General features: G+C 37.6%; 14 protein-coding genes. 8 read left to right on the top strand and 6 right to left on the bottom strand.

Going from position 1 to position 13,471, the window contains the following annotated elements; all coding sequences use genetic code 11:
• Window positions 1–65: 65 nt before the first annotated feature.
• The 4 genes from prmA (at window position 66) to BXU11_RS12700 (ending at window position 3,326) form a co-directional block, all read left to right on the top strand.
• Window positions 66–899: a 50S ribosomal protein L11 methyltransferase gene (gene prmA, locus BXU11_RS12715; protein ID WP_078212791.1), complete on the top strand. Its 834-nt coding sequence runs from the start codon at window positions 66–68 to the stop codon at window positions 897–899.
• Window positions 900–936: 37 nt separating this feature from the next.
• The gene (locus BXU11_RS12710) at window positions 937–1,212 is read left to right on the top strand and encodes an ATP-dependent Clp protease adaptor ClpS (protein WP_024982108.1); all 276 of its coding nucleotides are present in this window, start codon (window positions 937–939) and stop codon (window positions 1,210–1,212) included.
• A gap of 91 nt (window positions 1,213–1,303) precedes the next feature.
• Entirely contained in the window at window positions 1,304–2,569 is a 1,266-nt protein-coding gene (locus BXU11_RS12705) for a sterol desaturase family protein (protein ID WP_078212790.1), read from the top strand.
• 76 nt (window positions 2,570–2,645) lie between these two features.
• The gene (locus BXU11_RS12700; RefSeq protein ID WP_078212789.1) at window positions 2,646–3,326 is read left to right on the top strand and encodes a lysoplasmalogenase; all 681 of its coding nucleotides are present in this window, start codon (window positions 2,646–2,648) and stop codon (window positions 3,324–3,326) included.
• Between the two features lie 45 nt (window positions 3,327–3,371).
• On the opposite strand, the gene BXU11_RS12695 is transcribed toward BXU11_RS12700, so the two are convergent.
• Entirely contained in the window at window positions 3,372–3,785 is a 414-nt protein-coding gene (locus BXU11_RS12695) for a DUF6691 family protein (protein ID WP_024982111.1), read from the bottom strand.
• Window positions 3,786–3,795: 10 nt separating this feature from the next.
• Complete coding sequence (locus tag BXU11_RS12690) at window positions 3,796–4,356, bottom strand: YeeE/YedE family protein (RefSeq protein WP_024982112.1); 561 nt, start codon at window positions 4,354–4,356, stop codon at window positions 3,796–3,798.
• Window positions 4,357–4,536: 180 nt separating this feature from the next.
• On the opposite strand from BXU11_RS12690, the gene BXU11_RS12685 reads away from it, so the two are divergent.
• The 3 genes from BXU11_RS12685 to BXU11_RS12675 all read left to right on the top strand — a co-directional run bounded on the left by BXU11_RS12685 (window position 4,537) and on the right by BXU11_RS12675 (window position 6,787).
• Window positions 4,537–4,992 carry a hypothetical protein gene (locus BXU11_RS12685; RefSeq protein WP_024982113.1) on the top strand — a complete coding sequence of 152 codons (456 nt, stop codon included), beginning with the start codon at window positions 4,537–4,539 and terminating at the stop codon, window positions 4,990–4,992.
• Window positions 4,993–5,113: 121 nt separating this feature from the next.
• Window positions 5,114–5,932 carry a 3-deoxy-8-phosphooctulonate synthase gene (kdsA, locus tag BXU11_RS12680; protein ID WP_024982114.1) on the top strand — a complete coding sequence of 273 codons (819 nt, stop codon included), beginning with the start codon at window positions 5,114–5,116 and terminating at the stop codon, window positions 5,930–5,932.
• A 21-nt stretch (window positions 5,933–5,953) separates the two neighbouring features.
• Window positions 5,954–6,787, top strand: a complete 834-nt coding sequence (locus BXU11_RS12675; protein WP_078212788.1) for a hypothetical protein — start codon at window positions 5,954–5,956, stop codon at window positions 6,785–6,787.
• Window positions 6,788–6,836: 49 nt separating this feature from the next.
• Here BXU11_RS12675 and BXU11_RS12670 read toward each other — a convergent pair whose 3' ends face one another.
• The 4 genes from BXU11_RS12670 to BXU11_RS12655 all read right to left on the bottom strand — a co-directional run bounded on the left by BXU11_RS12670 (window position 6,837) and on the right by BXU11_RS12655 (window position 12,535).
• The gene (locus BXU11_RS12670; RefSeq protein WP_078212787.1) at window positions 6,837–7,184 is read right to left on the bottom strand and encodes a DUF1801 domain-containing protein; all 348 of its coding nucleotides are present in this window, start codon (window positions 7,182–7,184) and stop codon (window positions 6,837–6,839) included.
• A gap of 1 nt (window position 7,185) precedes the next feature.
• Window positions 7,186–8,556 (bottom strand): M20/M25/M40 family metallo-hydrolase, encoded by a 1,371-nt coding sequence (locus BXU11_RS12665; protein WP_078212948.1) that lies wholly within the window; start codon window positions 8,554–8,556, stop codon window positions 7,186–7,188.
• A gap of 843 nt (window positions 8,557–9,399) precedes the next feature.
• Complete coding sequence (locus BXU11_RS12660) at window positions 9,400–11,496, bottom strand: glycoside hydrolase family 97 protein (protein ID WP_078212786.1); 2,097 nt, start codon at window positions 11,494–11,496, stop codon at window positions 9,400–9,402.
• A gap of 169 nt (window positions 11,497–11,665) precedes the next feature.
• A complete protein-coding gene (locus BXU11_RS12655; protein ID WP_078212785.1) occupies window positions 11,666–12,535 on the bottom strand; it encodes an NAD(P)H-hydrate dehydratase in 870 nt (289 codons plus the stop codon).
• Window positions 12,536–12,971: 436 nt separating this feature from the next.
• Here BXU11_RS12655 and BXU11_RS12650 point away from each other — a divergent pair, with 436 nt between their 5' ends.
• Window positions 12,972–13,442 carry a DUF1572 domain-containing protein gene (locus BXU11_RS12650; protein ID WP_078212784.1) on the top strand — a complete coding sequence of 157 codons (471 nt, stop codon included), beginning with the start codon at window positions 12,972–12,974 and terminating at the stop codon, window positions 13,440–13,442.
• The last annotated feature ends 29 nt before the right edge of the window (window positions 13,443–13,471 follow it).

The following is a 13,471-nucleotide window of genomic DNA, read 5'->3' as shown; positions in this document are numbered from 1 at the left end:
CTGCTTTTTTAAATTTTTAACACCGCATGAATAGAGAAATAGTACCTTTGCAAAAAAATTGAAAGATGTCAAATAGTTACATAGGATACCATTTTACCATTGAACCCAAAGAATTAGGTTCAGAAATTCTAATTGCCGAGTTAGGCGAAAAAGCATTCGAAAGCTTTACAGAAACCGAAAAAGGAATTGATGCCTTCGTTCAAAAAGACCTTTGGGACGAGAACATATTAGATGGTATTTTTATTCTACAATCCGAGGAATTCAAGATTAGCTATACCTTCGAAGAAATCGAACAAATCAACTGGAATGAAGAGTGGGAAAAAAACTTTGACCCCATTGATGTTGATGGAAAATGCCATGTTCGCGCCCCTTTTCACCCAAAAACCAATGCCGAATTTGATATTCTCATCGAGCCCAAAATGAGCTTTGGCACAGGGCATCACGAAACCACACATATGATGATTCAGCACCTACTCGATATGGATGTTGCGGGTTTAAAAACACTCGATATGGGATGCGGAACAGCAATCTTGGCCATTTTAGCCGAGATGAAAGGAGCCCAACCTATTGACGCCATTGATATCGACAATTGGTGCTATTTGAATTCTATTGAAAATGCAGAGCGTAATAATTGTAAACACATTAGCGTTTACGAAGGAGACGCTGCTTTACTTGCTGGCAAAAAATACGATTTGATTATTGCCAACATCAACAGAAACATTTTGTTAAACGACATGCAAAGTTACGTAGACAGTTTGAATGCAAATGGAATTATTTTGTTCAGTGGCTTTTATGAAGAAGATATTCCATTCATAGACGCTTCATGCACTGAAAAAGGATTAACTTTTGTAAAAAAACTTCAACGAAACAACTGGGTTTCTCTAAAGTATAGTAAGTAACCATCATACACCATTTATAGTATCAAAACACAGCATTATGAGTACTAAAGAAAAAGTAAGAGAAAAAGTCAATATCAAGGAATTGATGGGACTCAACAATGAAATTATAGTATACAATGACGATGTAAACACCTTTGATCACGTAATTGAGACTTTAATTCGAGTTTGCGACCACACCCCTGAACAAGCAGAACAATGTTCGTTAATCATTCACTATAACGGAAAATGTACTGTAAAAACAGGCCCTTATGACAAATTGAAACCGCAATGCACTAAACTTTTGGCAGCGGGTTTGAACGCAGAAATAGTCTAAGAAAAAAACTTTCATAAAAAAGCAGAATTATCAATACAATTGGTAGTTCTGCTTTTTCTTTTTTATATATTTGGTAAAAAAAAAGTACTTTATGGAAGAATACGGCAAAATATTGGTATTTGTAATGCCCATGTTTTTACTACTCATTGCGATTGAAAAAATTTACGGTCATTTTAAAGGCGAAGACACTGCTCCTTATATGGATACGGTTTCGAGTGTCAGTTCTGGAATGACGAATTCGGTCAAAGATGTTTTGGGGATTAGTATCTCTATACTTACCTATGAATGGCTTGAAGCTCATATTGCCTTATTTCATTTAGAAGCTAGTGTTTGGGCGTATATCATTGCTTTCATTTGCATTGATTTTTATGGGTATTGGTCGCACCGATGGGCGCATCAAATTAATTTTTTATGGAACAAACACGCTATTCATCACAGTAGTGAGGAATTCAATTTGGCTTGTGCGCTGCGCCAAACCATTTCAAGTTTTGTCAATCTCTTTACGTTTTTGTTGATTCCTGCCGCAGTTTTAGGAGTTCCCTCAGTCGTAATTGCCATTACCTTACCCATTCATCTGTTCTTGCAGTTTTGGTACCACACCAAACACATCAAAAAAATGGGCTTTCTAGAAAAAATCTTGGTTACACCTTCTCATCATCGTGTGCATCACGCCATCAATCCAGAATATATCGACAAGAATCATTCCCAAATCTTCATTTTTTGGGACAAACTCTTTGGTACTTTTCAAGAAGAATTGGATGCAGTGCCTCCTGTTTTTGGGATTACCCGACCAGCACAAACTTGGAACCCCATTAGAATTAATTTTCAGCATTTAGGATTGTTGATTTCGGATGCGTGGCGTGCTGAAAACTGGAAAGACAAACTCACCATTTGGTTCAAACCAACAGGTTGGCGTCCCGAAAATTTTGAAGAAAAATATCCCGTTACTAAAATTAGCGATGTGTATCATTTTGAAAAGTATGGCACACAGCATTCTAAAAAACTAATGTATTGGTCTATTTTTCAAGCCTTGGTTACTTTGCTTTTAATTACCTATATGTATGATTCTATAGGTACGATTGGCTTACCGCACGTATTTGTATATGGTACCTTTATCTTTGTAACCGTATACAGTTACACAGAATTGATGGATGCCCGAAAAACGGCTGTCTTTTGGGAGGCTTTCCGATTCCTTTTTGCTATGGGCCTTCTCTATTTTTATGGCGATTGGTTTGGTTTAACCAATTTACTACCCGTGAGCACCTATATTTTAATTGGGTATTTTTCGATTTCACTTGCTATGAGCATTTACTTTGTAGCTATTGATTTTGAAAAAGAAAAAATAGCACTCGCCTAGTTGCCTCAAACTTATTCTAAACTAATTTAATTTCCATTCCGTAGTCGTATAGACTGCTAACTACTTCTTGTGTCTTATGAAAGCAAACAGCATCCTCAACAGCTATCTTATTTTTAGCATACTCTACTTACTACTCCCTTTTGTGGGATTAGATACTGTTAACTGGTATTTGAAACCCTTTTTATTGCCCTTTTTGCTAGTAACTGTTCTTATTTCTGCTGATTTTCAAGGCAAAAAATTATTGCTTAGCGCTTTGTTGTTTTCTTGGATAGGAGATATCATTTTAATGTTTGCTGACAAAGCCGAAATTTATTTCATTTTAGGATTAGTTTCGTTTTTACTTTCTCATATCCTATACATTGTCCTTTTTAGTAGACAACCCAAAACAGCAATGAAAGGTAATTCCATTGCTTTGTACTTAGGAACTATCCTGATTCTTGGTTACTTTTTTGGAATGGTTGGTCTATTGTTTCCGAAATTAGGCCCTTTGCAAATTCCTGTGATGGTATACGCAGCTGTTATTACTACAATGCTCTTTGTTGCTTGTAAAGGAAGTTTGACTTGGGAAAAACCAGCAGCTTTTTCAATCCTAGCAGGTGCTATTTTCTTTGTGCTTTCGGACAGCATTTTGGCTATTAATAAATTCTACCACCCCATAGCTCAATCTGGTTTTTGGATTATGAGCACTTACATCTTGGCACAGTACCTTATTGTTTCAGGCATACTTCGATTGAATAAAAAAAGTAGTCTTTCCTAATCAGAAAAGACTACTTTTTAAAAATTATAAAAACGATTTTATAAATTAATGAGGTAATTTATCTTTAAATACCCCGTATAAATAAGTTCCCAACAAAGCTCCAATCAGCACTACACTTACAGGTAAAAAACCAGCACCCAACAAAATAAAAATAGGTCCTGGACAACAGCCTACTAATGCCCATCCTAATCCAAACAAAATTCCACCAACCCAATAACGGGTATTCCCATTTTCTTTATCCGGAACACTCATAATAGTGCCGTCAATATTTTTCACATTAAAGCGTTTTACCAATTGCATCCCTATCAATCCAGTAGTAACAGCAACGCCAATTATGCCATACATATGAAAGGATTGAAAGTGAAACATTTCGTAAATGCGGTACCACGAAACAGCCTCAGATTTGGTTAATACAATTCCAAACAAAAAACCAACAAATAAATATTTTAAAGCTTTGATCATAACCTAATTATTTTAAAAGTAAAGGCAATAGTAAATGCGCCATAATAAGTCCTCCAATAAAGAAACCAATTACTGCTTTGAGCGAAGGCAATTGCAAAGTACTCAATCCTGTAATGGCGTGTCCTGAGGTGCAACCTCCAGCAAATCGAGAACCAAAACCGATTAAAACCCCTCCTAAAAGCAAAATAGCTAATCCCTTAGGAGATTCAAAAACAGACGGACCAAAAAGAGCATCAGGCACTAATTTTCCCTCAGGAGCATCGATTCCTAATGTTGCCAATTGCTCAATGGTTTGAGGATTAATAGCTACGTTTGTCGGAGCGCTCATATAATGTACAGCCACAAAACCCCCAAGCATAGTTCCAAGAACTACAACTAAATTCCACCGTGTTGATTTCCAATCAAAATCAAAGAAGGGCACTTTTTTCCCGGCTCCGGCCAAAGTACACAAGGAACGAAGATTAGAAGACATCCCGAACGTTTTTCCCAGAAAAATCAAAGTAAGCATAACCATGCCAATAACAAAACCTGAAAAATACCAAGGCCATGTTTGAAACAAAAAATCCATAAGTTCTATTTTAAATTTCTGCAAAGATAAGACGCTTTTTGCGCTAAACCTTGCGATATACTATAATGGATTAAAAAACATCAATACTAATTTTGATTATATCTTCATCAAAGTTTTATATTTGCTTCAAAAACTCTTTTGAAATTTACGTCAAACTATTTCAAAATAAAATTCATCGCTATGAAAAAAATCTTCGGGTTGCTGATCAGTATTTTACTCTTTACATCATGCCTTAGTACCAAATCAACTCTTGAGAATGTAGATAATAATGCACCGGCTCTGAAACTTTCTAAAAACAATACATTTATCATAACAGCATTTAGTAAGGATAAAAAGTACGGATATGACAAAAATTTCCCCATTAACATTTATTATCACGGTACTAAAAATGACACCATCAATCAAAAACGCTATTTAGACGCTTTGGCTGGGCCTAAAGGAGAGGCAATAATGTATAAAAAACTAGAAAGCTGTTGTCCGTTTCCTTCGAAAAATTCAGAGATGGGTGCCGGATTTTTAGATGTTTATGAAATTAAATGGGAAGGCCAAAAAAAACCTATCCTTCTTTATATGAACATATACGAGAAAGGTCATTTATTGGTTCCAATGGGATTCAGACTAAAAACAACTAATTAATAGTTTAGTCCAAAAAAAACTTGATTTCAGATTCATTTTGAATAATGAAGTCCAAAAAACTATTTTCTTAAAAATTATCTAAAATCGCAAAACCTATTTACCTTTGCAAAAAAAATATAACATGAACATACATCATATTCCTCAAATTAAACATACTGAAAGTGGTAACTTCTTTGTACTAGCTGGTCCTTGTGCCATTGAAGGAGAAGAAATGGCTTTGCGTATAGCAGAACGCTTAGTTGGTATCACTGACAAATTACAAATCCCATACGTATTTAAAGGTTCTTTCAAAAAAGCCAACCGTTCTAGAATTGATAGTTTTTCTGGAATTGGAGACGAAAAAGCTTTGAAAATTCTTCAAAAAGTATCTGAAACTTTTGGTGTTCCAACTGTAACTGATATTCACACCAATGAGGATGCGGCTATGGCTGCTGCTTATGTAGACGTGTTGCAAATTCCTGCTTTTTTAGTTAGACAAACGGACTTGGTTGTGGCTGCTGCCAAAACTGGAAAAGTAGTCAACTTGAAAAAAGGGCAATTCATGAGTCCAGAGAGTATGAAGCATGCCGTACAGAAAGTATTGGATTGCCAAAACGAAAATGTAATGGTTACAGACCGCGGAACTATGTTTGGTTATCAAGACATGATTGTAGATTATAGAGGCATTCCAACAATGCAGCAGTATGCTACCACGGTTTTGGATGTTACGCATTCTTTGCAACAACCTAACCAAACCGCTGGTGTAACTGGAGGTCGACCAGACATGATCGAAACTGTAGCCAAAGCTGGAATTGCTGTAGGTGTAGATGGCATCTTTATTGAAACTCATTTTGATCCAGCTAACGCTAAAAGTGATGGAGCTAACATGTTGCATTTAGATTATTTTGAAGCCTTAATGACCAAACTGGTAGCTATCAGACAAACCATCAATCAATTTTAATTTTTTTTATTTAATAGCCCCTTGAAAACATTCTATTATTATTTCGTTCTTTTTTTAACGACGACTATTGCCTTTGCACAAGAAAACACTACAGAAAGATACACTGCTCACAATAAAGGAAAATTCTTTATCTCATGGGGAGGAAACAGAGAATCCTACAGTAAATCAGACGTTACCTTTACCGGTAAAGATTATCGCTTTACAGTAGAAGATATGCGAGCTCACGACAAACCCAAAGGTTGGCATATCGATTACATTAACCCTACCAAAATGACGATTCCACAAACGAATTTACGTTTAGGATATTTTTTCTCAGATCATTATAGTGTGGCTATTGGGGTGGATCATATGAAATATGTGATGACTCAAAACCAGACGGCTAATGTAACAGGGCAAATAAACGGACCTATTCACAATGGCATCTATAATAACACTCCTGTTGATTTTTCAGATGAATCATTTTTAACATTTGAACATACTGATGGTCTGAATTATATCAATACCGAAGTTTCTCGTCATGATGATATTTCTAAGTTATTCAAAATTGGAAATACGGATAAAATTCAGGTTAACTTGACAGAAGGCATTGGTTTTGGGGTATTGTATCCAAAAACAAACACACAATTACTAGGCAAAGAACGTTATGATGAATTTCATTTAGCAGGATTTGGAACTTCTATAAAAGCAGGTTTAAATATTACTTTTTTTAAATATTTCTATGTCCAAGGAGAATTAAAAGGCGGTTATATCAATATGAACGATATTCGTACAACCATTAATCCAGAAGATAGAGCCTCGCAAGATTTCTTCTTTTTTCAGAGAATCCTTGCTGTAGGAGGAAAATTTAGAATCTAAGCTTTTACCATAAAACCATAAAAAAATCTCCTTTTAGGAGATTTTTTTTTTAGTACAATGTCATTGCTTCGGTAATTACAGCTAGTAAAATGTCGTGGTCTATATTTTCTAGGTTAAAATAACGCAGCGATTTTACCGTATTTCGTTTCTCCCCAATCAAATGGGATTGATTTTGTTGCAATTGAAAACCTTTGGCAAAACCCAAATCGACAAATCCTTTCTTGTGATTGGGAGCGAGATAGCAAAAGGGGTTCTTTTTATAATACACATAAGGAATGCCCCATTTGAACAACACTTCACTTTCGGGCAGTTGTTGCTGAATCACCTGAAGTAAATGCAACATAATACTCTGGTACAAGTGCGGCTGATTAAAAATATAGGCTTCGGAGGGTTTCATCTTATAATCCTTTTTGATCCATCAAAAATAACAAAGAAGCCATAGTAGCTGCTCCCAATTCCAATTCTCTTTTGTTGACAGCATCAAAGGTATCGTTTGCCGCATGATGGTAATCAAAATAGCGTTGAGAATCGGGTTTGAGTCCTGCTTTGACGATATGTTTGGATGCCAATGGCCCAATATCTGTTCCGCTATGTCCTTTTACAAAACTATGAATCAAATAAGGTTCAAATAACCCTTTCCAACTGCTAAATTTAGCAAACTCTTCATCATTGCATTCGAATGAGAAACCTCTTGGCGAAAAGCCTCCCGAATCGCTTTCTAAAGCAAAAACGTGATTTTCTTTATTGGTTTGTGCCAATTCTGCATATTTTTTCCCTCCGCGGTTGCCATTCTCTTCGTTCATGAACAACACTACACGAATCGTGTTTTTAGGCTTGTAATTCAGCTGTTTCAAAATGCGTAAGGCTTCCATACTTTGCACCACTCCTGCCCCATCATCGTGAGAACCATCGGCTAAATCCCAAGAATCCAAATGACCGCCCACTACCATAATGTTTTCGGGCGTTTCGCTTCCTTTTAGTTCGCCCACCACATTATAAGACAACACATCTGCCATTTGTTCACAGGATTGCTTAAAATAAAATTGCAGTTGTGGGTTTTCTTTTAACTTCTTGCTTAACAACTCCGCACCATTGGTACTGATGGCTGCTGTAGGAATCCATTGCGCTTGCGGTAAGTCGCCATAACTTTGGTTACCAGTATGCGGAAAATCATCCAAACGCAAATTCATTGAACGTACAATCGTTCCCACCGCACCATATTTCGCTGCTTCTCTAGCGCCCGAAGAACGTTGGTCCACACAATGTCCATAAGCATTAAAGGTTTCGATATATTCTGCCTCCATCGGGCGGTTGTAAAAAACAATTTTTCCTTTTAAAGCCGTTCCCAAGGATTCTAGTTCTTTGATACTATGCACTTCGATTACGGGAGCTAGTAAGCCCTTTTTAGGAGTGGCTACCGAACTACCCAAAGCACAAATAGGCACTTCAATTTTGTTTTTGCCATCTTTGATATAAGCGGTTTCTTTTGCACCACGCACCCACTTTGGCACCATTACTTCCTGCAAAAACACTCTATCTAACCCTAAGGCTTCTAATTGTGCTTTGGTGTATTGTACTGCTTTCTCGGCATTATCAGAGCCTGATAATCGGTGTCCGATTTGGTTAGAAAGATAGTCCAGCCATTGGTAGCCTTGCCCCTTAGTCAATGCGGATTGGTAAATGGCTTTGAGTTGCAATTCGTCTGATGTTTGAGAAAAAATGACTCCGCCAAGGCTTAGCAATAGGGCTGTAAAAAAAGTTTTCTTCATAGTTTTAGGTTGGTTTTGGAACATTATAGTTGGCGGCAATTTCGGGAAAGTTTATGAATTATGAGGTAGGTTGGTTAAAGTTTATGGCTAATTGTTTATGGTTTAAGGTTTAAGGTTTTTAGAGCCTTCGGCTCTTTTTCGATTTGCTGTGTGTGGACTGGCCTGAAGTCCAGCCTTACAAAATGTACCGAGTCTACGACTCTTTATCGAATGTAAGAGTTCCGTAGGAACGAAACATTTTGTGCAACTGAAACTGGACTGAAGTCTAGCCTTACAAAATGTGCCGAGTGTACGGCTCTCTATCGGATGTATGAGTTCCTTATGAACAGAACATTTTGTAGCAACTGAAACTGGACTAAAGTCAAGCCTTACAAAATGTACCGAGTCTACGACTCTCAATCGAATGCAAGAGTTCCGTAGGAACGGAACATTTTGTAGCAACGGATTTTAATCCGTTGTTTTTTAATACGTTGTTTTTAAATACGTTGTATTGGATTCGTTGTTTTTTAAACCGTTTTGTTTTTAATCGGTTGGTATTGAGCAATATTTTTTTTGGGTTTCCTGCAAGGTTTTTTCAACCTTGTAGGGATAAGGGATAATTATGAAAGCCTACAAGGTCTAGAAAAAGACCTTGCAGGTTGATAAGGTGATACTTTATTTTTTAATTGGGTTTTAAACAAACCTTCTTATGAAAATGAAACGTCTTACCTAGCCCCGATCGCAGCGGCATCCTTTTTTACAAAAAAACCTAGTAGTGGGTTACTACTAGGTTTTTTTGTAAAAAAGATAGAGCGGAGAGCGGGACGACGTGTGTGGTGCTCCGCCTGCGTCTGCTCCTAAAAATTAAGGCAGTGGTTCGAAACTAATGGCGGTTCCTCCCCCAGCGGCTAATTGCAGTTTGAGCTTGCTAGCCGAAGTGACCACTTGTGTTTTGATGGTGTAAGCGATTGGGTTTTTCTCCCAATGTGCATTTTTGGCGTCTTCATAGATGATGGCTTTGTATTTTTTGCCTTTGGTTAGGAAATCCAATTTGATTTCGGTGGTTCGGGCATTTTCATCGGTGATGGCGCCTAGGAACCAAGTGTCTTTGCCTTTGGTTTTTCTGGCCACGGTAAGATAATCGCCGGGTTCTGCTTCTAGATACAAACTCTCGTCCCAATCCATCGCCACGTCTTTGATGAACTGAAAAGCATCGGGATATTTCTCGTAGTTTTCAATCAAGTCGGCCGCCATTTGCAAGGGAGAATACATCGTCACGTACAAGGCCAATTGCTTCGCCAAAGTAGTATGAACTTGCTCAGTTTTGTTTTTATCGTAGTAACTCATTTTGATTTCAAAAATCCCTGGGGTGTAATCCATAGGGCCGCCCAACTGACGCGTGAAAGGCAAAATGGTTTCGTGCGCTGGCGGATTTCCGTTGCTCCAAGCGTTGAATTCGTTCCCACGAGCCGATTCAGCCGCAATATAGTTTGGATAAGTACGGCTGTAGCCTGTTGGGTGCGAACATTCGTGTGAGTTGACCATCAATTTGTTGTCAGCAAAGCGACGCGCCACAAAATTAAAGTGATTCACCATCGCTTGTCCGTCGTGGAATTCACCACGCGGAATGATTTTGCCCACATAGCCTGTTTTGGCCGCAGGATAGTCAAATTTCTTCATCAAATCTAATGCACGGTCCAAGTGGCGTTCGTAGTTGCCCACAGAACCCGAAGTCTCGTGATGCATGATCATTTTTACGTTTTTTGCTTTGGCGTAAGCCGAAACTTCTGCCAAATTAAAGTCAGGATAAGGTGTCGTAAAATCAAAAACATCTTCTTTCCAGTTGCCTACCCAGTCTTCCCAACCTACGTTCCAACCTTCGACCAACACGCCATCAAAACCGTGTTTGGCGGCAAAATCAATATAGCGTTTGGTATTTTCGGTAGTTGCACCGTGTTTGCCTGTTGGAATTGGATTGCCCGCAGCGTTTTGCGCATTTTGAGAACCCGCGTAATCCCAAGTCGATTTCCCCACGTGCATTTCCCACCAAATCCCTACATATTTCATTGGTTTTATCCAAGAAGTATCTTCGATTTTAGACGGTTCGTTTAGGTTCAAAATCAATTTGGAACTCACAATTTTTCTAGCGTCATCGCTGACCATAATCGTACGCCAAGGCGAAACGCAAGGCGCTTGTAAATAAGCTTTGTCGCCAATGGCGTTGGGTACCAAATTGGCTTTTAGCGTGAACTTTTGCACATTGGCATCCAAATGCATCACGGGATAATTCACCACTGCTGCCTCAAAAATATTGAGATACAGCCCTGAAGGCGATTTCATTTGCAAAGGCGTTTGCACCGTGTATTTTCCAGGAATCGATTTCACGCCAATTCCGTTGTTCATGTTCAATTTTTCGTTGTCAATTTCGGAGAATTTCGTTTCGTTGTACACGTATTCATTGCTATCAAAATCCCCTGGCAACCAAAAAACCTTATTATTTTCGGTTAAATTGAATTCCGTTTTCTCGTCTGAAATGATAAAATAGTTTAGGTTTTCTTGTTTTGGGAAATCATAGCGAAACGCCACCCCTTCGTCAAAGGCTCTAAAGACCAAATTGAGTTTTACCTTTGAATCTTTATTTAGTAAAGAAACGATCAATTCATTGTAGTGATTCACGATTTGGGCTTGTTCACCTAATACCGGTTTCCAAGTTTCGTTGACCGAATTAGTTTTTGTATCAATAATTTCAAAATGATTGACCAAACCTTGTTTCTCTTTAAGACTTATTCCTAAAGCACTTTGTACTACAACGGGTTTATTTTTGTAGCTCACGGCATAGGTCGGTTGGCCATCGGGCGTAAGTTGAAATGAAAGCGTCAAAGTTCCAGTAGGTGATTTTACAGATTGTGCAGTAATTGTACTTATCCAACCCAAACAAAGTAAGAATACTATTTTTTTCATGGTATTTAATTTAGATAACTTTAAAATTAAGTAAAAAAATGGTGCTACAAAACTAAACTCTTCGCTACAAGGTTGTAGTTGGAGAATTCGTTCTAATTATAACATATTTTTCACGTTTGGATGAGAGGAAGAAAGTACAAACAAAAACACAGAATAAAAGGCTAATTGTTCACGTTTTAGGAATGCCTGTTTCATTTGCTATAAACAAAAAAGCCTTTCCAAGATATTTGATAATGGTAGAGGCGATGAAAGACTCATAACCCGTTTTGGGTACGGCTAAATCCGCAGTCAAACCATGGATAAAAACGCCCAAAATAGCTGCATCTATTGGTGAGTAGGATTGTGCTAGCAAACTGGCTATGATACCCGTAAGCACATCACCACTTCCTGCTGTTGCCAAAGCTTGATTGCCTGTGGTGTTTTCATAAAATTCTTGCCCAAATACAACTTGTGTTGGTCCACCTTTTAGTACTAAAATAATCTGATAACGTTGTGCAAATGCTCTCGCTTTAGTTACCTTTTCTTCCTGATTACACCAGCTTCCAATCAATCGTTCTAATTCTTTAGGATGAGGAGTTAGGATGGATTGTCGAGGAAGTAACGTCAACCATTCGGGATTTTGTGCCAAAATATTGATCGCATCTGCATCGACGACCAAAGGGCTTTTTTGCTTAACAAGAAAGTCATAAAATGCTTTTTGCGTTTCTAGTGCTTGTCCCAAACCAGGACCGATGGCGATGGCATTGGGTTGGAAATCATAATGCATATCAGAAAGATATTTTTTGTTTACATCCGTTAGTACCATCACTTCGGGGTTTGAAATTTGGATTATTTCGTAGCCACATTTGGGAACAAATGCCGTTACCAAACCACAACCGGTACGTAAAGCTGCACGAGAAGCTAAGGTAATGGCTCCAATTTTCCCATAACTTCCACCAATCAATAAAGCATGTCCTTGCAGTCCTTTGTGGGTGTCATACAAAATGTCTTTATATCGCTTTCTAGCTTCAAATTGATCAATATAAATGGGTAACCGCATAGCTTAAATTTTACTTAAAGGTACAAAAATGACACAGCAGATTACTATTAAACAGGATTTAAAGCAATATAATGCTAAAAAAAGTGAACATAATTTACACCAGTACTCATGAATTGAGATTCTACCTCGATAAAAAAAGTAAAACACAAATTACAGTAATCCAGACAGATTTAAAAAAATATATAAAAGTACGAAGATGTACCTACTTTCTAATTATTTGTATTTTTACGAGAAAGGTATTTGTTACCATTTAGCGAAATGACAAGTTTTGTTAGTTCACTTAGCTCATTTGTAACTGCAATTATTTGCTATGGCAGCAACTATCGGGACGAAGCAAAAGATACAGCGAATAGCAAGATTCGTAGCATCCAGACTTCAACAAAGAGCTTACTAAATCAAACCAAATACTGCTATTTATTAAAAAACACAGAAATCAATGAGTCATCAAATTACCACGCAAATCGCTCTGCACTTAAAGCAAGTATACTTTGGAGGCAACTGGACCACATCGAATTTTAAAGATCAGGTTTCGAATGTCACATGGCAAGAGGCTAATTTAGCTATTAAAGAAGGTAATAGCATTGCCAAACTATTGTTTCATTGCAATTACTATATTAATGGATTGATACCAGTTTTGCAAGGTGGAACGTTGGATATTAAGGATAAATTTAGTTTTGAAAGCCCAGTGATTACTTGTGAAGCCGATTGGGAGCAGTTAAAACAAAAATCATGGGACGAAGCGGAGCTTATTGCCTCCTTAATTGAAAAATTGCCCGATAGCTGCCTTTTTGACGATTTTGTGGAAGCAAAGTATGGCAACTACTACCGCAACTTCCATGGATTAATAGAACATTGTCATTATCACCTTGGCCAAATAGCCATCATTAAAAAAGAAATTAAACAATAAAAGAAGGCAGTGAATACTCCATTTCACTG

Origin of the sequence: Flavobacterium sp. LM5 (assembly GCF_002017945.1) — a bacterium.
GTDB lineage: Bacteria > Bacteroidota > Bacteroidia > Flavobacteriales > Flavobacteriaceae > Flavobacterium > Flavobacterium succinicans.
The sequence above is the reverse complement of the archived record's forward strand: the minus strand, read 5'-3'. Positions and strand labels throughout refer to the sequence as shown.